The sequence below is a fragment of the Pseudomonas sp. WOUb67 genome (genome assembly GCF_050058005.1).
In the GTDB taxonomy this organism is placed as follows: Bacteria; Pseudomonadota; Gammaproteobacteria; order Pseudomonadales; family Pseudomonadaceae; genus Aquipseudomonas; species Aquipseudomonas putida_R.
The window spans coordinates 550,789-571,511 of sequence record NZ_CP170112.1; the positions used below are offsets into that span (position 1 = coordinate 550,789).

Annotated in this window: 7 protein-coding genes and 1 pseudogene (1 of these 8 running past the window's edge); 5 read left to right on the plus strand and 3 right to left on the minus strand. The window is 61.0% G+C overall.

Annotation, left to right across the window (positions count from 1 at the left end; translation table 11 throughout):
- Positions 1 to 11,818, minus strand: partial view of an immunoglobulin-like domain-containing protein gene (locus ABOC32_RS02465; RefSeq protein WP_426810037.1) — the beginning only. It extends 15,953 nt beyond the left edge of the window; only the first 11,818 of its 27,771 coding nucleotides appear in the window; its start codon is at positions 11,816 to 11,818; its stop codon lies beyond the left edge, outside the window.
- A 234-nt stretch (positions 11,819 to 12,052) separates the two neighbouring features.
- Here ABOC32_RS02465 and ABOC32_RS02470 point away from each other — a divergent pair, with 234 nt between their 5' ends.
- The 3 genes from ABOC32_RS02470 (at position 12,053) to ABOC32_RS02480 (ending at position 16,346) form a co-directional block, all read left to right on the plus strand.
- Positions 12,053 to 12,379, plus strand: coding sequence for a hypothetical protein (locus ABOC32_RS02470; protein WP_426810038.1), 327 nt, complete (start codon positions 12,053 to 12,055; stop codon positions 12,377 to 12,379).
- A gap of 444 nt (positions 12,380 to 12,823) precedes the next feature.
- The gene (locus ABOC32_RS02475) at positions 12,824 to 14,980 is read left to right on the plus strand and encodes a type I secretion system permease/ATPase (RefSeq protein ID WP_086974239.1); all 2,157 of its coding nucleotides are present in this window, start codon (positions 12,824 to 12,826) and stop codon (positions 14,978 to 14,980) included.
- A gap of 7 nt (positions 14,981 to 14,987) precedes the next feature.
- The gene (locus ABOC32_RS02480) at positions 14,988 to 16,346 is read left to right on the plus strand and encodes an HlyD family type I secretion periplasmic adaptor subunit (RefSeq protein ID WP_426811558.1); all 1,359 of its coding nucleotides are present in this window, start codon (positions 14,988 to 14,990) and stop codon (positions 16,344 to 16,346) included.
- 147 nt (positions 16,347 to 16,493) lie between these two features.
- On the opposite strand, the gene lapD is transcribed toward ABOC32_RS02480, so the two are convergent.
- Both lapD and lapG read right to left on the minus strand, forming a co-directional pair.
- Entirely contained in the window at positions 16,494 to 18,440 is a 1,947-nt protein-coding gene (gene lapD, locus ABOC32_RS02485) for a cyclic di-GMP receptor LapD (RefSeq protein ID WP_426810039.1), read from the minus strand.
- Positions 18,441 to 18,450: 10 nt separating this feature from the next.
- Positions 18,451 to 19,212 (minus strand): cysteine protease LapG, encoded by a 762-nt coding sequence (lapG, locus tag ABOC32_RS02490; protein WP_426810040.1) that lies wholly within the window; start codon positions 19,210 to 19,212, stop codon positions 18,451 to 18,453.
- A gap of 205 nt (positions 19,213 to 19,417) precedes the next feature.
- Here lapG and ABOC32_RS02495 point away from each other — a divergent pair.
- Together ABOC32_RS02495 and ABOC32_RS02500 are read left to right on the plus strand one after the other, a co-directional pair.
- Positions 19,418 to 20,106 (plus strand): annotated as a pseudogene (locus tag ABOC32_RS02495) (GntR family transcriptional regulator).
- 111 nt (positions 20,107 to 20,217) lie between these two features.
- Positions 20,218 to 20,721 (plus strand): sigma-70 family RNA polymerase sigma factor, encoded by a 504-nt coding sequence (locus tag ABOC32_RS02500; RefSeq protein ID WP_426810041.1) that lies wholly within the window; start codon positions 20,218 to 20,220, stop codon positions 20,719 to 20,721.
- Positions 20,722 to 20,723 lie beyond the last annotated feature (2 nt).

Consider the following 20,723-nt stretch of genomic DNA (forward strand, 5'->3'; position numbering starts at 1 on the left):
CTTCGCTGATCAGGGTGACGGTGTAGGTGATCTTGCCACCTTCGACCACAGCAGTGCTGTCCACCGACAGTACCGCGGTGACCTTGCTGATGGTATCGGTGACCTGCACGGTCGCCGGGTCGCCGATGACCAGGTTCTCCAGCGGAGCGCCGGTCACCGTGGCGTCGTCGATGCTGACAGTGATGACACCTTTGTCGACGAAGACGTCATCGCCCTGGGCTGGCGCCGAGATGGTCTTGGTGGTTTCGCCAGCAGCAAATACCAGCTTCTCGCCGGTGCTCAAGGTAACGGTAAGTGCCTTGTCCAGCGCTTGGTTCAAGGTGACTTTGAAGGTCGGCGCAGTCGCCTCGTTCACCGACTCGGTGACTGGCGTGATGCTGACTTTCACCAGGTTGCCCACACCGTTTGGCTCGTCGCTGACGGTGGTGGTGACCGGGGTCTTGTCGGTCACCAGGTTTTCGAACTTGGTGTCGCCCGAGACCGAAATGTCGGTGATCGACTTGGTGATCGCAGGTTGGCCACCGGTGAACAGGTCGTTCGGTGCGGTGACGAAGACAGTACCCGAGGCCGAGCCGGCCGGGATAGTCACGACTGTGCCGCCAGTCAATGTGACAGTTACGCCACCATGGCCGGTCACTGGCAGCTTGGTGTCTTCGCTGATCAGGGTGACGGTGTAGGTGATCTTGCCACCTTCGACCACAGCAGTGCTGTCCACCGACAGTACCGCGGTGACCTTGCTGATGGTATCGGTGACCTGAACGGTCGCCGGGTCGCCGATGACCAGGTTCTCCAGCGGAGCGCCGGTCACCGTGGCGTCGTCGATGCTGACAGTGATGACACCTTTGTCGACGAAGACGTCATCGCCCTGGGCTGGCGCCGAGATGGTCTTGGTGGTTTCGCCAGCAGCAAATACCAGCTTTTCGCCGGTGCTCAAGGTAACGGTAAGTGCCTTGTCCAGCGCTTGGTTCAAGGTGACTTTGAAGGTCGGCGCAGTCGCCTCGTTCACCGACTCGGTGACTGGCGTGATGCTGACTTTCACCAGGTTGCCCACACCGTTTGGCTCGTCGCTGACGGTGGTGGTGACCGGGGTCTTGTCGGTCACCAGGTTCTCGAACTTGGTGTCGCCCGAGACCGAAATGTCGGTGATCGACTTGGTGATCGCAGGTTGGCCACCGGTGAACAGGTCGTTCGGTGCGGTGACGAAGGCAGTACCCGAGGCCGAGCCGGCCGGGATAGTCACGACTGTGCCGCCAGTCAATGTGACAGTTACGCCACCATGGCCGGTCACTGGCAGCTTGGTGTCTTCGCTGATCAGGGTGACGGTGTAGGTGATCTTGCCACCTTCGACCACAGCAGTGCTGTCCACCGACAGTACCGCGGTGACCTTGCTGATGGTATCGGTGACCTGCACGGTCGCCGGGTCGCCGATGACCAGGTTCTCCAGCGGAGCGCCGGTCACCGTGGCGTCGTCGATGCTGACAGTGATGACACCTTTGTCGACGAAGACGTCATCGCCCTGGGCTGGCGCCGAGATGGTCTTGGTGGTTTCGCCAGCAGCAAATACCAGCTTCTCGCCGGTGCTCAAGGTAACGGTAAGTGCCTTGTCCAGCGCTTGGTTCAAGGTGACTTTGAAGGTCGGCGCAGTCGCCTCGTTCACCGACTCGGTGACTGGCGTGATGCTGACTTTCACCAGGTTGCCCACACCGTTTGGCTCGTCGCTGACGGTGGTGGTGACCGGGGTCTTGTCGGTCACCAGGTTTTCGAACTTGGTGTCGCCCGAGACCGAAATGTCGGTGATCGACTTGGTGATCGCAGGTTGGCCACCGGTGAACAGGTCGTTCGGTGCGGTGACGAAGACAGTACCCGAGGCCGAGCCGGCCGGGATAGTCACGACTGTGCCGCCAGTCAATGTGACAGTTACGCCACCATGGCCGGTCACTGGCAGCTTGGTGTCTTCGCTGATCAGGGTGACGGTGTAGGTGATCTTGCCACCTTCGACCACAGCAGTGCTGTCCACCGACAGTACCGCGGTGACCTTGCTGATGGTATCGGTGACCTGAACGGTCGCCGGGTCGCCGATGACCAGGTTCTCCAGCGGAGCGCCGGTCACCGTGGCGTCGTCGATGCTGACAGTGATGACACCTTTGTCGACGAAGACGTCATCGCCCTGGGCTGGCGCCGAGATGGTCTTGGTGGTTTCGCCAGCAGCAAATACCAGCTTTTCGCCGGTGCTCAAGGTAACGGTAAGTGCCTTGTCCAGCGCTTGGTTCAAGGTGACTTTGAAGGTCGGCGCAGTCGCCTCGTTCACCGACTCGGTGACTGGCGTGATGCTGACTTTCACCAGGTTGCCCACACCGTTTGGCTCGTCGCTGACGGTGGTGGTGACCGGGGTCTTGTCGGTCACCAGGTTTTCGAACTTGGTGTCGCCCGAGACCGAAATGTCGGTGATCGACTTGGTGATGGCAGGCTGGCCACCGGTAAACAGGTCGTTCGGTGCGGTGACGAAGGCGGTGCCCGAGGCCGAGCCGGCCGGGATGGTCACGACTGTGCCGCCGGTCAGGGTGACGGTCACGCCGCCGTGGCCAGTCACTGGCAGCTTGGTGTCTTCGCTGATCAGGGTGACGGTGTAGGTGATCTTGCCACCTTCAACCACAGCGGTGCTGTCCACCGACAGTACGGCGGTGACTTTGCTGATGGTGTCCGTGACCTGAACAGTCGCCGGGCTACCAATCTGCAGGTTCTCCAGCTGGCCACCGGTGACGGTGGCCTTGTCGATGCTGACGGTGATAGTGCCTTTATCGATAAAGACGTCATCGCCCTGGGCCGCAGCCGAGACAGTTTTGGTGGTTTCGCCAGCAGCGAACACCACGGTTTCGCCGGTGCTCAGCAGCACGGTCAGCGGTTTATCGATGGCCTGGTTCAGGGTCACCTTGAAGGTCGGCGCGGTGGCCTCGTTCACGGTATCCACCACCGGGGTAATGCTGACCTTCACCAGGTCACCCTGCCCGGATGGCTCATCCGTAACGGTGGTGCTGACCTCGGTCTTGTCCAGGGTCAGGTTTTCGAATTTCCACGCATCTGCGCCGCTGACCGCGTCGATGGCATTGACCACCGGCTCGTTAGCGCCGACATAGACGTTGTCCGGCGCGGTGGCAGTGGCCGAACCGGTGGTGCTGTTGGCGGGCACGATGACAGTGGTGCCATCGGTCAGCTTGAAGTACAGCTCTGCGTGGTTATTGATCGGCAGACCATCTTTGTTGGTCAGCGTGATCGTGTAGGTGATCTCACCGCCCTCGGTTACCGAAGGCGTTGCAGTCAACTTGGCCACAACCTCGTCGATGGTGTCGGTCACTTTGACCGAGGCATCGCCGCCCAACTGCAGGTTTTCGAAGGCCGCACCGGTAGCATCTACCGCCGACTTGATGCCGAGGGTGATTTCACCACCGTCCTGGTAAACGTCGTCACCTTGCGCGTCGTGAGCATACGGCTCGCTCGAGGTCTGACCGGCCTTGATGGTCACAACCGCGTTATTGCTCAGGGTTACGGTCAGGTCATGCGCCAGCACCGTATTGATGTGCACGGTGAAGGTCGGTTTGACGTTCTCGGCAACCGATACCTGGTCAGCCGTGATGGTGACCTTGACGATGTCACCTTCGTTGCCAGGAGTACCTGGCTCGTCGGTAACCTGGGTTTTGACCTCGGTCTTGTCCAGGGTCAGGTTTTCGAACTTCCAGGCATCTGCGCCGCTGACCGCGTCGATGGCGTTGACCACCGGCTCGTTGGCACCGACATAAACGTTGTCCGGCGCGGTTGCAGTGGCCGAACCGGTGGTGCTGTTCGCCGGCACGATAACAGTGGTGCCATCGGTCAGCTTGAAGTACAGCTCTGCGTGGTTGTTGATCGGCAGGCCGTCTTTGTTGGTCAGCGTGATGGTGTAGGTGATCTCACCGCCTTCGGTTACCGACTGGCTTGCGGTCAACTTGGCCACAACTTCGTCGATGGTGTCGGTGACTTTCACCGAAGCGTCGCCGCCCAGTTGCAGGTTTTCGAAGGCCGCACCGGTCACATCTACCGCCGACTTGATGCCGAGGGTGATTTCACCACCGTCCTGGTAAACGTCGTCACCTTGCGCGTCGTGAGCATACGGCTCGCTCGAGGTCTGACCGGCCTTGATGGTCACAACCGCGTTATTGCTCAGGGTTACGGTCAGGTCATGCGCCAGCACCGTATTAATGTGCACGGTGAAGGTCGGTTTGACGTTCTCGGCAACCGATACCTGGTCAGCCGTGATGGTGACCTTGACGATGTCACCTTCGTTGCCAGGAGTACCTGGCTCGTCGGTAACCTGGGTTTTGACCTCGGTCTTGTCCAGGGTCAGGTTTTCGAACTTCCAGGCATCTGCGCCGCTGACCGCGTCGATGGCGTTGACCACCGGCTCGTTGGCACCGACATAAACGTTGTCCGGCGCGGTTGCAGTGGCCGAACCGGTGGTGCTGTTCGCCGGCACGATGACAGTGGTGCCATCGGTCAGCTTGAAGTACAGCTCTGCGTGGTTGTTGATCGGCAGGCCGTCTTTGTTGGTCAGCGTGATCGTGTAGGTGATCTCGCCACCTTCGGTGACCGACTGGCTTGCGGTCAATTTGGCCACAACTTCATCGATGGTGTCGGTCACTTTGACCGAGGCGTCACCGCCCAGTTGCAGGTTTTCGAAGGCCGCACCGGTAACGTCTACCGCCGACTTGATGCCCAGGGAGATTTCGCCGGCGTCTTGGTAAACATCATCGCCCTGCGCAGCGTGCTCGTATGGCGCGCTGGTCTGGCCGGCCTTGATGGTGACCGTGGCGTTGTTACTCAGGGTCACGACCAGGTCATGGGCCAGTGCAGTATTGATGTGCACGGTGAAGGTCGGTTTGACGTTCTCGGCGACCGAAACCTGGTCAGCCGTAATGGTGACCTTGACGATGTCGCCTTCGTTGCCCGGGGTACCTGGCTCGTCGGTAACCTCGGTGCTGACCGGCGTCTTGTCCAGGTTGAGGTTTTCGAACTTCCACGCATCCGCGCCGCTGACAGCGTCGATGGCATTGACCACCGGCTCGTTAGCGCCGACATAGACGTTATCCGGCGCGGTTGCAGTGGCCGAGCCGGTGGTGCTGTTCGCGGGCACGATGACAGTGGTGCCATCGGTCAGCTTGAAGTACAGCTCTGCGTGGTTGTTGATCGGCAGGCCGTCTTTGTTGGTCAGCGTGATCGTGTAGGTGATCTCGCCCCCTTCGGTGACCGACTGGCTTGCCGTCAACTTGGCAACAACCTCGTCGACGGTGTCGGTCACTTGAACGGTAGCGGCACCGCCCAGCTGCAGGTTTTCGAAGGTACGACCGTCAACGTCCACAGCGGACTTGATGCCCAGGCTGATTTCGCCGCTGTCCAGATAGACGTCGTCACCCTGTGCAGCGTGCTCGTATGGCGCGCTGGTTTCGCCGGCCTTGATGGTGACCTGAGCGTTGTTGCTCAGGGTCACGACCAGGTCGTGAGCCAGTGCGGTGTTGATGTGTACGGTGAAGGTCGGTTTGACGTTTTCCGCCACCGAAGTCTGGTCGGCAGTGATGGTGACTTTGACCAGGTCACCTTCGTTGTTGCCGCCTGGATTGCCTGGAGTACCTGGCTCATCAGTGACAGTGGTGCTGACCGGAGTCTTGTCCAGAGTCAGCTGCTCAAACTTGCCGACGTCAGCGCCAGCAACGGTCGCGATGGCGTTGACCACTGCTGGGTTGCTGCCGACGTAGACGTTGTCCGGGGCAGTGACAGTGATCGAACCGGTAGTGCCGTTGGCCGGTACGGTGATGACGGTCTTGCCGTCGCTCAGCGTGAAGGTCAGGGCGCCGTGGTTGTTGATCGGCAGACCATCTTTGTTGGTCAGCGTGATGTTGTAAGTGATTTCGCCGCCTTCGGTGACCGAAGGGGTCGCGGTCAACTTGGCCACCACTTCGTCGGTGGTGTCGGTCACTTGAACAGTAGCCGCACCGCCCAACTGCAGGTTCTCGAAGGTAGCGCCGGTGGCGTCTACAGCCGAGTTGATGCCCAGGCTGATCTGGCCAGCGTCATTGTAAACGTCGTCACCCTGTGCAGCGTGCTCGTAAAGCGCGCTGGTTTCACCCGCCTTGATGGTGACTTGGGCGTTGTTGCTCAGGGTCACGACCAGGTCGTGGTCCAGCGGCTGGTTCACGTGCACGGTGAAGGTCGGTTTGACGTTTTCCGCCACCGAAGTCTGGTCGGCAGTGATGGTGACCTTGACCAGATCGCCTTCGTTGCCAGGGGTGCCTGGCTCGTCGGTCACCTGGGTGCTGACCGGGGTTTTGTCCAGGTTCAGGTTTTCAAACTTCCACGCATCCGCGCCGCTGACGGCGTCGATGGCATTGACCACCGGCTGGTTTGTACCGACATAAACGTTATCCGGTGCGGCTACAGTGGCCGAGCCGGTGGTGCTGTTGGCGGCCACAACGACCGTCGTGCCATCGGTCAGCTTGAAGTACAGCTCCGAATGGTTGTTGATCGGCAGACCGTCTTTATTGGTCAGGGTGATGGTGTAGGTGATCTCGCCACCTTCGGTAACCGAAGGGGTCGCGGTCAGCTTGGCCACAACTTCGTCAATGGTGTCGGTCACTTTGACCGAAGCGTCACCGCCCAGCTGCAGGTTTTCGAAGGCACGGCCGTCGATATCCACAGCAGACTTGATGCCCAGGCTGATTTCGCCAGCATCCTGATAGACGTCATCGCCCTGCGCAGCGTGCTCGTATGGCGCGCTGGTCTGGCCGGCCTTGATGGTGACCTGGGCATTGTTGCTCAGGGTCACGACCAGATCGTGGGCCAGCGCGGTGTTGATGTGCACGGTGAACGTCGGTTTGACGTTCTCGGCGACCGATACCTGATCAGCCGTAATGGTGACCTTGACGATATCCCCTTCGTTGCCTGGGGTACCTGGCTCGTCAGTGACGGTGGTGCTGACCGGGGTCTTGTCCAGGTTGAGGTTTTCGAACTTCCACGCGTCCGCGCCGCTGACAGCGTCGATGGCATTGACCACCGGCTCGTTAGCGCCGACATAGACGTTGTCCGGCGCGGTTGCAGTGGCCGAACCGGTGGTGCTGTTGGCGGGCACGATGACAGTGGTGCCATCGGTCAGTTTGAAGTACAGCTCTGCGTGGTTGTTGATCGGCAGGCCGTCTTTGTTCGTCAGCGTGATCGTGTAAGTGATTTCGCCGCCTTCGGTCACCGACTGGCTTGCGGTCAACTTGGCAACAACCTCGTCGACGGTGTCGGTCACTTGAACGGTAGCCGCACCGCCCAGTTGCAGGTTCTCGAAGGTAGCGCCGGTGGCGTCTACCGCCGAATTGATGCCCAGGCTGATTTCGCCGGAGTCTTTGTAGACGTCATCGCCTTGCGCATCGTGGGTGTACGGCGCGCTGGTCTCGCCGGCCTTGATGGTGACTTGAGCATTGTTGCTCAGGGTCACAACCAGGTCGTGGTCCAGCGGCTGGCTGATGTGCACGGTGAACGTCGGTTTTACGTTCTCGGCCACCGAGGTCTGGTCGGCAGTGATGGTGACCTTGACCAGGTCGCCTTCGTTGTTGCCGCCTGGATTGCCTGGAGTACCTGGCTCATCGGTGACGGTGGTGCTGACCGGGGTCTTGTCCAGGGTCAGTTGCTCAAACTTGCCGACGTCAGCGCCAGCAACGGTCGCGATGGCGTTGACCACTGCTGGGTTGCTACCGACGTAGACGTTGTCCGGCGCAGTGACAGTGATCGAACCGGTAGTGCCGTTGGCCGGTACGGTGATGACGGTTTTACCGTCGCTCAGCGTGAAGGTCAGGGCGCCATGATTGTTGATCGGCAAACCGTCTTTGTTGGTCAGGGTGATGGTGTAGGTGATCTCGCCGCCTTCGGTCACCGAAGGAGTGGCGGTCAGCTTAGCCACCACTTCACTGATAGTGTCCGAGATTTCAACGGTAGCCGGGCCACCCAAGGCCAGCTTCTCGAAGGTGGCACCTGGAACTGTAGCGTCGGTAACGCTGAGGGTGATGGAGCCAGCGTCGTGATAGACGTCATCGCCCTGAGCCGGGGTTTTGTACTCGACTTCGGTCTTACCGGCCTCGATCGTCACGGTGTCGCCGTTCGACAGGGTAACGGTCAACGGACGGTCCAGCGCCTGGCTTACTTTCACAGTAAAGGAAGGTTGCTGGTCTTCGGTCACATTGCCATTGCTGACGATGCTTACGGTGACGGTATCGACGCTGTCATTGATGACAGTCGAAGCTGGAGTCGGATTCGGGGTCAACTGCTCGAAGTTGCCGCCAGTGGCGCTTTCGATGGTGACGTTGACGGTCGAACCGTTGTTGTAGACGTCGTTCGCCGGGGTCTGGAAATCAACGCTGCCCTGGGTCTTGCCCGCCTCAACGGTGACTGTCTGACCGTTGGACAGGGTCACGGTTACCGGAGTCTGGGCAGGGTTGCTCAGGGTCACGGTGTAGGTGATTACGCCGCCTTCAGTGACGCTTGGCGAAGCGGTCAGCGTCGCGGTGGTGGTGTCGACCGAGTCATTGATCGTGGTCTGAGCCGGGGTCGGGTTCGGGGTCAACTGCTCGAAGTTGCCGCCAGTGGCGTTTTCGATAGTGACACTGACGGTCGAACCGTTGTTGTAGACGTCATTCGCCGGGGTCTGGAAATCAACGCTGCCCTGGGTTTTGCCGGCTTCAACGGTGATGGTCTGGCCGTTGGACAGGGTCACGGTTACCGGCGTCTGGGCAGGGTTGCTCAGGGTCACGGTGTAGGTGATTACGCCGCCTTCAGTGACGCTTGGCGAAGCGGTCAGCGTCGCGGTGGTGGTGTCGACCGAGTCATTGATCGTGGTCTGAGCCGGGGTCGGGTTCGGGGTCAACTGCTCGAAGTTGCCGCCAGTGGCGTTTTCGATAGTGACACTGACGGTCGAACCGTTGTTGTAGACGTCATTCGCCGGGGTCTGGAAATCAACGCTGCCCTGGGTTTTGCCGGCTTCAACGGTGATGGTCTGGCCGTTGGACAGGGTCACGGTTACCGGCGTCTGGGCAGGATTGCTCAGGGTCACGGTGTAGGTGATTACGCCGCCTTCGGTCACCGACGGGCTCGCCGTCAGGGTCGCGGTTGTGGTGTCGACCGAGTCGTTGATCGTGGTCTGAGCCGGAGTCGGGTTCGGCGTCAGTTGCTCGAAGTTACCGCCAGTGGCGCCCTCGATGGTGACGCTGACAGTCGAGCCGTTGTTGTAGACGTCATTCGCCGGGGTCTGGAAGTCGACGCTGCCTTGGGTCTTGCCCGCTTCAACGGTGATGGTCTGGCCGTTGGACAGGGTCACGGTCATCGGCGTCTGGGCAGGATTGCTCAGGGTAACGGTGTAGGTGATCACGCCGCCTTCGGTGACGCTTGGCGATGCAGTCAGGGTCGCGGTGGTGTTATCGACCGAATCGTTGATCGTGGTCTGAGCCGGAGTCGGGTTCGGCGTCAGTTGCTCGAAGTTACCGCCAGTGGCGCCCTCGATGGTGACGCTGACAGTCGAGCCGTTGTTGTAGACGTCATTCGCCGGGGTCTGGAAGTCGACGCTGCCTTGGGTCTTGCCCGCTTCAACGGTGATGGTCTGGCCGTTGGACAGGGTCACGGTCACCGGCGTCTGGGCAGGATTGCTCAGGGTAACGGTGTAGGTGATCACGCCGCCTTCGGTGACGCTTGGCGATGCAGTCAGGGTCGCGGTGGTGTTATCGACCGAATCGTTGATCGTGGTCTGAGCCGGAGTCGGGTTCGGCGTCAGCTGCTCGAAGTTACCGCCAGTGGCGTTCTCGATGGTGACGCTGACGGTAGAGCCGTTGTTGTAAACGTCGTTCGCCGGGGTCTGGAAATCAACGCTGCCCTGGGTTTTTCCGGCCTCAACGGTGATGGTCTGGCCGTTGGACAGGGTCACAGTCACCGGCGTCTGGGCCGGGTTGCTCAGGGTCACGGTGTAGGTGATTACGCCGCCTTCAGTAACGCTTGGCGATGCAGTCAGGGTCGCAGTAGTGTTATCGACCGAGTCATTGATCGTGGTCTGAGCCGGGGTCGGGTTCGGGGTCAGTTGCTCAAAGTTGCCACCGGTAGCGCCAGTAATGGTTGTGCTGACGGTCGAACCGTTGTTGTAGACGTCGTTCGCCGGGGTCTGGAAGTCGACACTGCCCTGGGTCTTGCCAGCCTCGATGGTGATTACCTGCCCATTGGACAAGGTCACGGTTACCGGAGTCTGGGCAGGGTTGCTCAGGGTCACGGTGTAGGTGATCACACCGCCTTCGGTCACCGACGGGCTCGCCGTCAGGGTTGCGGTGGTGTTATCGACCGAATCATTGATCGTGGTCTGAGCTGGGGTCGGGTTCGGCGTCAGCTGCTCGAAGTTGCCACCGGTAGCACCAGTAATGGTTGTGCTGACGGTCGAACCGTTGTTGTAGACGTCGTTCGCCGGCGTCTGGAAGTCGACACTGCCCTGGGTCTTGCCAGCCTCAATGGTGATTACCTGCCCATTGGAGAGGGTCACAGTCACCGGCGTCTGGGCAGGATTGCTCAGGGTCACGGTATAGGTGATCACGCCACCTTCGGTGACACTTGGCGAAGCAGTCAGAGTGGCCGTCGTGGTATCGACCGAGTCACTGATTACCGTCTCAGCCGGTGCAGGGTTCGGCGTCAACTGCTCGAAATTGCCACCGGTAGCACCAGTAATGGTTGTGCTGACAGTCGAACCGTTGTTGTAGACGTCGTTCGCCGGCGTCTGGAAGTCGACACTGCCCTGGGTCTTGCCAGCCTCGATGGTGATGACCTGCCCATTGGAAAGGGTCACGGTCACCGGAGTCTGGGCAGGGTTGCTCAGGGTCACGGTATAGGTGATCACGCCACCTTCGGTCACCGACGGATTCGCCGTCAGCGTCGCAGTGGTGGTGTCGATGGTATCGGTAACCTGGGTAACTGCCGGCGTTTGCGGCACTGTCACCGTCAGGCCGTTGCCGCCGGTGGTACCCGTTACAGTTGCCGAGATCTGGCCACCGTCGATATAAGGCGTGTCATTTGCCGGCACCACGACATTGACGCTGCCGCTGGTCTGGCCGGCCGGGATGACGATGACGGCACCGTTGGACAGGGTGACGATCAGGTTGGTGGTCGGCGCCTGGCCAACCGTGGCGGTATAAACGATTACGCCACCCGCTTCGCTGATGGAAGGAGTGGCGCCGAGAATCAGGCCGGTAGCAACGTTGGTGTCGGTCGTTGGCGTCGTCACCTGGTTATTGCTGGTGGTATCCAGCAAGCCAACCTCTTCGCTGTCGAGCACGGCAGCAAAGCCCAGCCCTTGCGTCGGGAAGCCAACGGTAGCATCGACACGGCCCGCGGTTTCCTCGAGCATCACGAAGCTGTGACCGCCGCCCAGCGCGCCGCCGCCGCCCGCTGCGGACGGGCCGGCTGCGGTGGCTTCAAGTTCGGTAGTCGGGTCGACACCGGAAGCGATCGCCTGTTGCAGCTCTTCCACCGACGGCGCGGCCTGTGCGGTCGCCTGGGTCAGGTCGGTGCTGCTGTCAGGCGCATCGGCGCTCCACTGGCTGTCGCGGCCCAGGTCAAGCAGACGGCCATCGGCCAGCTCCAAAGTAACTGCGCCGCCCGGGCCAGTGAGCACTTCCTCACCTGACAGCAGGCGGTCCCCTTCGATGAGCACACGACGAATGCCCTCTGGGGATACCGCAATAACCTGGCCGACAATGCTTTTGACGATGGCTACAACGCTGCTCATTGGACTCTCCGTGTGACCCTATGGGTACTTCCATACCAGAGCGGCACTCGCAAGCCACTGCAGGCGGAACTATGTCGATGATCTCTTGACGCTTTATTGCGTCAATTTTTCGTCTATAACTATTTGGAATTACTTAAATGCCAAACTATTGACCTTATAGAGGCCATCCTAAACAATCGGCAATGTAATGTCACATTGATATTTGTACCTTAGCCAACCGTTCATTGAGGACAAATGTCGTACATCATCGAAAGCTTGCTCACCGCTAAGTTCAGCAACGTTTTCAACGCTTCGGCATCGGCATTTCATGCTGCTGAACAGCCACCCATCGGCAACCGTCAAGCCTGCACGCGTCAATTTTCAGATTACTTTCGCGCCCCCTCGCTGCAGCCTTCGTACAAGCACAAACCTTGCCTGAAACCGCACAGGCTGGGGCGTCAAAACGAGGCAACATCGGGGCTGTATAAGGGTTCGAGCCAGCACCAGCCTTGTACTGCGCTCGGCCTGCAACAACGCTTCATCGCCGATCAGACAGATAGAGAACGATTGCGCAGATACTGACACGGCGATGATGGCAAACCATTGACGATTTCTGAACAAGCACCGAGCGCGCAAACAGACTTTGTGCGATGAATTTTAACGATCAGTACCTATAAAACCGTCAACAAATCAGCGCCCATTTACTGACGAAGACAATGATCGGTCATAGGCGGTCCACTCACTGTCTGGCGGGCAGGCTATGCTGCTGAAAATGCTTCAGCCTGTACGTATACCGGATCAAAAATGAAACACCCACTGCTCAGGAGCAGTCTGGTAGCAATGAACGACGTACAACTGTTTACTCAGTATCGATTCGAGGCGACCATTGGCCGTCTGCTCAGCCGTAAGGGCGTCGTACCCCTTACTTACACCGCTTGGCAGCATCATTGAACGCCAGGGCGAGCCGGCCAGACCTTAACGGCGGCACACCCACCCCACCCACCACAAGGATGAAGAGAGCGCCGCGTGGAATCTGAAGTCAGTCGAGTCCAACTCAGCCATGATCCACGCAGTCAGCACGACGATCCCTTGCTGGATAGCCTGCTGAGCCTGTGTGTCCTGCACCAGAAACCCGCCAGCCGGGTCATGCTGACCACCGGCCTGCCGCTGCCCGCCCAGCGCCTGAGCCCCGAGCTGCTGCCCCGTGCCGCCGCCCGGGCCGGCCTGCAAGGGCGCCTGCTGCAGCGCAAGCTGGAGCAGATCCCGAGCATCGCCATGCCGGCGATGCTGCTGCTGAAGGAAGGCCGCAGTGCCGTCCTGCTAGGCTGGGAGAACGAAGACACCGCGCGCCTGCTGCTCAGCGAGAGCGATGGCGGCGAGGTGCATGTCAGCCGCGAAGCGCTGCAAAGCGACTATAGCGGCCGGGTGTTCTTCGCCCAGCCGCAGCACAAGTTCGACGTCAACCACGGCAACCTCATCCCGCGGGCAAAGTCGTGGTTCCGCGATACCCTGCTGCGCAGCAAGTGGCTGTATATCGACGCCATCGCCGCCAGCCTGGTGATCAACCTGATCGCCCTGGCCGCGCCGCTGTTCGTGATGAACGTGTATGACCGCGTGGTGCCCAACCAGGCAACAGCAACACTTTGGGTGCTGGCGGTCGGTATCGCCGGTGCCTATGTCTTCGACCTGATCCTCAAGGGCCTGCGTGGCCTGTGCCTGGACCTGGCCGGCAAGAAGACCGACCTGATCATCTCCGCGACGCTGTTCGAGCGCATCGTCGGCATGTCGATGAAGTACCGCCCGGCCAGGGTCGGCAGCTTTGCCCAGAACATTCACGAGTTCCAGGGCCTGCGCGACTTCCTCGCCTCACTGACCCTGACCAGCCTGATCGACCTGCCGTTCACCATCCTTATCCTGATCGTCATCGCCATCATCGGCGGGCATCTGGTGTGGATCCCGATCATTGCCTTCCCGCTGGCCCTGGGCATCGGCTATGCCTTGCAACGGCCGCTGATGGCGACCATGGAACGGACCATGGCCCTGGCCTCCGAGCGCCAGTCCAGCCTGATCGAGACCCTGGCCGGCCTGGATGCGGTAAAGGTCAACAACGCCGAAAGCGAACGCCAGTACATGTGGGAGCAGACCCTCGGCACCCTCAGCCGCCTGGAACTGCGCGTGAAGGTGCTGTCGAGCCTGGCGATGAACATCACCATGCTTATCCAGCAGCTGGCTGGTGTGGCGATGATCTGCGTCGGCGTGTACCTGATCATCGACGGCAACCTGAGCATGGGCGGCCTGGTGGCGTGCTACATGCTTAGCGGCCGGGCGCTTGGGCCCCTGGCTTCGCTCAACGGCTTGCTTGCCCGCTACCAGCAGGCCAAGGTCACCATGGTGGCCACTGACCACATGATGGAACTGCCGCAGGAGCGCAACTTCGAAGAGCGCCCGCTGAGCCGCAAGGTACTGCAGGGCAGTGTCGAGTTCCGCGGGGTCGATTTCACCTACCCGAACCAGCAGAACCTGGCCCTGAAGAACATCAACCTGACCATCCGCCCCGGCGAGAAGGTCGGCATCATCGGCCGCAGTGGCTCGGGCAAGAGCTCGCTGGCCAAGCTCATCGTCGGCCTGTACGAGGCCGATGGCGGCTCGCTGCTGGTCGATGGCGTGGATATTCGCCAGATCGACGTCAGCGAACTGCGCCACAACATCGGCTATGTACCGCAGGATATCCAGCTGCTGGCCGGCACCCTGCGCGACAACCTGGTCAGCGGTGCCCGCTACATCGAGGACGAACTGATCCTGCAGGCCGCCGAGCTGGCGGGTGTGCATGAGTTCGCCCGCCTGCACCCGGACGGTTACGAGCTGCAAGTGGGTGAACGCGGGCAGAATTTGTCCGGCGGCCAGCGGCAGAACGTCGCCCTGGGCCGTGCGCTGCTGCTCAACCCGCAGATCCTGTTGCTGGACGAGCCAACCAGTGCCATGGACAACACCGGCGAAGAACGCCTCAAGCAGCGCCTGCAAGCGGTGGTGGAAGGCAAGACGGTACTGCTGGTCACGCACCGTGCCTCGCTGCTGTCGCTGGTTGACCGGCTGATCGTGATCGATCGCGGGCAGATTGTCGCCGACGGCCCGAAAGCCGCGGTCATGGATGCGCTGAAGAAGGGGCAGATCAGTGTTGCATAAGCTGGATATGGGGCAATTCAAGGATGGCCTGCGGCGCTACTTCAAAGGCTCCGACTCACTGGGCGGCCAGCCGCTGCCAGAGGTCAACAAGGCCCTGATCGAAGATGCACCGCGGGTTGTGCGTCTGACCATCTGGGGCGTGATCCTGTTCTTCGTGTTCTTGATCGTGTGGGCCAGCGTCGCCCCCATCGACGAGGTCACACGGGGCGAAGGCAAGGCCATTCCGTCATCCAAGGTGCAGAAGATCCAGAACCTGGAGGGCGGTATCGTCGCCGAAATCTTCGCCAAGGAAGGGCAGATCGTCGAAATTGGCCAGCCATTGCTGCGCCTGGATGAAACCCGCTTCGCCTCCAACGTCGGTGAAACCGAGGCCGACCGCCTGGCCATGGCCCTGCGGGTCGAGCGCCTGAGTGCCGAGGTAGGGGACACCCCGCTGAACATCGATGAGGAATTGCGTAAAGCCGCGCCAAGCCAGGCGGCGAACGAAGAGTCGCTGTTCCAGAGCCGGCGCCAGCAACTGCAGGACGAAATTGGCGGCCTGCAGCAGCAGCTGGTTCAGCGCCAGCAGGAGCTGCGTGAGTACAGCTCCAAACGTGCCCAGTACGCCAACAGCCTTGAGCTGCTGCGCAAGGAAATCGGCATGTCCGAACCGCTGGTGGCAACCGGTGCGATCTCCCAGGTTGAAGTGCTGCGCCTGCGCCGCGCCGAAGTGGAGAACCGTGGCCAGCTGGACTCCACCGCGCTGGCCATCCCACGTGCCGAAGCGGCCATCCGCGAGGTGCAGAGCAAGATCGAGGAAACCCGCGGCAAATTCCGCAGTGAAGCGCTGACCCAGCTGAACGAGGCGCGCACCGAGCTGAACAAGGCCACGGCCACCAGCAAGGCACTGGACGATCGGGTGCACCGCACCATGGTCACTTCGCCTGTACGCGGTATCGTCAAACAGATGCTGGTGAACACCATTGGCGGGGTTATCCAGCCCGGCAGCGACATCATCGAGGTGGTGCCTCTGGACGACACGCTGGTCATCGAAGCGAAGATCCTGCCCAAGGACATCGCCTTCCTGCACCCTGGCCAGGAGGCGACCGTCAAGTTCACGGCCTACGACTACACCATCTACGGTGGGCTCAAGGCCAAGCTGGAACAGATCGGCGCCGACACCATCACCGACGAAGACAAGAAGACCACCTACTACCTGATCAAGCTGCGCACCGACCGCAGCCACCTGGGGACTGATGAGAAGCCGCTGCTGATCATTCCGGGGATGGTGGCGACGGTGGATATCATGACCGGCAAGAAGACCATCATGAGCTACTTGCTCAAGCCGATCATGAAGGCGCGTTCGGAAGCACTGCGCGAACGGTGATGAGCTTGGCCACTGCTTTCTAGTGGCTCCTCCGGCCCTATCGCCGGCAAGCCAGCTCCCACAGGTACTGCACAGGCTTCGAGGTCGGTGCAGTACCTGTGGGAGCTGGCTTGCCGGCGATAGGGCCGGAACTGCCAGTATGAGAACTCAGCGCCAGGGCGCAGGCTCGCCGACCAGCTGGCCCTGAATCCCGCCTACCCTCATCTCCTGCAACACCCGCCGCTCCCCTTCCGTCTCGACCCGCTCGGCAATCAGCGGCAAATCGATGCTGTGCGCCGCACGCTGGATCGCTTCGATGAACAGCCGCTTGTGCTGCTCATGGTCGATGTTGCGGATGTAGCTGCCGTCAATCTTCAGGTACGCCAGGCCCAGGTGCGCCAGGTTGCCGATCATGCTGAAGCGCCCGCCAAAGCGCTGCAGCGCCAGGCCAAAGCCCAGCCCGTGCAGGCGCCGGGTGAGTTGCTCCAGGGCTGCCTGCTCAGGCAACTGCTCCTCGCCAATTTCAAAAACCAGCCGCGGGCCGAGCGCCGCATTCTGGGCGAGCAGTTCAAAGACACGGTGCAGGGCCTTGGGGTCGGCCAGGGTAGCGGCGGACAGGTTCAGCGCCAGCACCTGGTCATGCCCACGCAGGTGTGCCAACACTTTTTCCAGCACCAACACGTCCAGCCGCGGCATCCAGCCGAAGCGCTCCAGCCAAGGCAGGAAGCGGCCTGCCGGCAGTGCCTCGCCCTGGCCATCCTGCAAGCGCGAAATCACCTTGTGGTGCAGTACCCGTTGCACCGCAGCGCAGTCCACCACGGGCTGGAAGAACAGCTCGAAATGCCCATTGTTGAACGCCTGATCGAGCCGCTCGTGCCAGGCGTGCTGGCTATCGGCAGCAACGGCGGCCACGCCTTGTTCAAGGCACACCCACCCCGGTGTTGGCTGGTTCTCGGCGCGGGCCAGGGCCTCATCGGCGAGCTTCAGCAAAGCCTGGGGAGAATCACCGGGGCTGAACGGCGCCAGGCCGATACAGGCCACCGGGTCGATATCACTGGCACCGGTCTCATGCAGGCTTTGCAGCGTCGCTTCCAGCGCCTGGGCAAGCTGTACCGCTTCTTCATGCACCATGCCCGGCGCCAGCACGGCAAACTCGCCACCGCGGCTGCGGGAAATCAGGTCGTTGGTTTCCGGGAAGCTGGCACAGGTGCGGCGCAACTGCTCACCCACGGCCTGCAGCAACTGGTCGGTACGCTGGCCGCCGAGGCGTGCGTTCAGCCCTGCCAGGCCTTGAACGCGCAGTAACAGCAGGTAGCCGGCGCGCGCGTCCTCCAGGTTGCTTACCCGGGTGTTCAGCTGCATTTCGAAATACCGGCGGTTCGAGAGCCCGGTCAGGCTGTCCTGGTAAGACTCCGCACGCAGCCGCTCGCTGCGCTCGGCCTGCTCAGTGAACAGCGCCTTGAGCTTCTCGACCATCTGGTTCATCGCCTGCACCACACGGCGCAGCTCCGGTGTGCGCGGCAACTCTGGCAGGCTGAGGAATTCGCGGCGCGCAATGGCGTGGGATTGCTCAACCATATAGTCCAGCGGGCGCAACTGACGGCGCAACAGCAAGGCGCCGAGCACGGCACTGGCTGCACCGCACAGCAGCAACCAGCCCAGGCTGCCCAGGGCGCTTTGCCAGAGTTTGGCAATGGCAAACATCGGGTGGCTGATCACTTCCACCCGCGCGGCCTGCTGCCAGCCGCGGCTGACAATGGCGTCGCCACCGGCGGCCTCAAGGCCGATCAGGTGCACGAACCAGCGCGGTACCCCGCCAGGGTCCGGCTCGGCGTGGCGCTCCACCAGCACGGCGTTGGAGCCCAGGTCGACGACCTTGATGCTTGCATAGTAGCCACTGTCGAAGATCGAGCTGACCATCAGCTCGACCATCGCCGGGTCGTCGATATTCGGCGTCAGCGACAGCGCCAGCGCAGTCGCTGCATCCTGGGCGTGCGAGCGCAACTGGTTGACGTACTGGCTGCGCGAGCTTTCCAGGCTGACCATGAAACTGCCACTGAAGGCGACTACCAGGAACAGGCAAATGGCCAACAGCAATTGTTTGAACAGTGACATCTGTGCTCCTTCAGTAAACCGGCTCGGCCGGGAACCCTTCGGCCTGCATTTTCTTCAGCAAATCCTGCCAGCGTGACAGCCGCTTGGTGTCGCCGACCTTCTTGTTGCCTGCGGCGCCCGTCAGCCACAACCCCTCGCCATTGAAGGCGTACACCGGCAGCAGGTCGGTACGTTGGCTTGCCGGCTTGATGGCATCCATCAGGCTGTCGAGCACCAAAGGCTGGGCCTGTGGGTTTGAATAATAAGTCAGGACCATGTGCGCGCGGTTCTGCCGCAACGCCTTGACGTAGGTGATGCGCAGTTTTTCGCTGGGGATGCCCATGCGCCGCAGGCTGAAATACTTGGCGATGGCGTAGTCTTCGCAGTCCCCGGCACCTTTGATCAGTGCCTGCACCGGTGTGGCCCAGTAGTCGACCTCATGCCACAGGTCGATGTCTTCGACATAGCGTAATTGCTGGTTGAAGAAGCGGTTGACCACCTGCAGCCGCTCAAGCTCGGTACCCTGCTTCTGCGTGGCCATCAGGTTCTGCCAGGCATCGATGCGGCCCTGCCCCGCACCCAGAGGGCCGTAAAGCGCCTGGGACCTGCGGCTTATCTGCGAAAAATCCCAATCCGCGTGCAAGCCACCCAGCAGCAGACTGCCCAGCAGCGCGGCAAAGCCGAGACGTCGCACAACGGTTTTGAACATCCAGGATATCGCCACTGCGCAGCCCTGTTCAGGCCAGTCGAAAGCAGCGATGGTGCGGCTTGCCACCGCAAAAAACAATGGCACCCTGCAATCATGCAGCCGCCTGTCAGCCGGCCTACACTTTCTGTTTATAACCTTCTATAGGCCGCTTCCTTTGGCAAGCGACTTCATCCACCATAGCCGCGCTTTTGGGGCGCCCGTTCCAATGCGGGCCTTTGTTTGACAACTCCCCCAAGCTAACACTAGTGTCATTGGATCCAACTTTAGTCATCGTTGAGGCAGACGTCGCGTGGCCGAGAAAATCAAATTGAGCAATGTGCTGGCCAGCGAACAGCTGTCGCCGCACCAGGCCCGTGCCGTGATCGAAGAACGCCTGCGTAGCGCCATCCTCGATGGCCGCCTGCCCCTGGTACCGCCGTGCGACAACAAGAGCTCGCCACCTTGTTTGGCGTCAGCCGCATGCCCGTGCGCGAGGCCTTGCGCCAGCTTGAAGCACAATCGCTGCTGAAAGTGGAGATGCACAAGGGTGCCGTGGTTGCGCCATTGATCGGCGAGGATGCGGTTGACACCTATACCCTGCGCGTACTGCTTGAGAGCGAAGCGCTGCGACAGTCGATCCCGCTGCTGGATGCCAGCGACATCGCCAGCGCCCGTGGCTATATCCAGCAACTGGAGAACGAAACCCGCCACGCCGAAATCGGCCGCCTGAACCGCCTGTTCCACATGACGCTGTACAGCAAGGCGTCGAACCGGAAGCTGCTGCGCCTGATCGAGAACGAACTGAACGAAGAAGAGCGCTTCCTGCGTTTTCATCTTTCGTCCATGGGCCTGGGCAAGCTGACCCAGGACGATCACAACGCGCTGGTAGATGCGGCGAGCGACAAGCTGGTGGATGAGGCGGTAGCCGTGCTGGCCCGGCACCTCAATAGCGGAGCGCTGGTAATCCGCAATTACCTGGATGCGCAACGGGCGCGTTAGCCCGTAACTGGCTTTACGTGCGGCGCGAGCAGATGGGTTGCAAATTGACCTTGCCACGCCAACAATGAGACTAATTATCATTCATGTCCATTGATGCCAGCGCCCTCCCCTATGCCCAGCAATGACTCCGTGCAAACGCTCTACAGTGACCACCACGGCTGGTTACACGCCTGGCTGCGCAGCAAGCTGGGCAATGCCGCCGATGCCGCAGACCTGGCCCATGACACCTTCGTGCGCTTGCTTCAACGCCGCGAACACCTGCAGCTGAACACCCCTCGGGCGTTCCTGCGCACGGTAGCGCGTGGGCTGGTCATCGATCACTGGCGCCGCGAGGAACTGCACAGGGCCTACCTGGAGGCACTGGCCCATGTGCCGGAAGCCCAGTACCCCTCGGTCGAAACCCGCGAGCTGCTGCTGGAATTGCTTGAGCGTATCGCGCGCATGCTCGATGGCCTCAAACCCAAGGTACGTCGCGCCTTCCTGCTGGCCCAATGCGAGGGGCTGAAGCACCAGGCCATTGCCGAGCAGATGGGGGTCTCGGTGCGTACTGTAGAGCGTTACATCGCTGACGCGCTCTATCATTGCTATGTGCTGCGCTATGAAGACGAGTGCTGAAT

Bases quoted from the DNA above. Each gene is read 5' to 3' on its own strand.
- ABOC32_RS02470 (WP_426810038.1), top strand. From the start codon at position 12,053: ATGTCGTACATCATCGAAAGCTTGCTCACCGCTAAGTTCAGCAACGTT.
- ABOC32_RS02480 (WP_426811558.1), top strand. From the start codon at position 14,988: ATGGGGCAATTCAAGGATGGCCTGCGGCGCTACTTCAAAGGCTCCGAC.
- lapD (WP_426810039.1), bottom strand. From the start codon at position 18,440: ATGTCACTGTTCAAACAATTGCTGTTGGCCATTTGCCTGTTCCTGGTA.
- ABOC32_RS02500 (WP_426810041.1), top strand. From the start codon at position 20,218: ATGCCCAGCAATGACTCCGTGCAAACGCTCTACAGTGACCACCACGGC.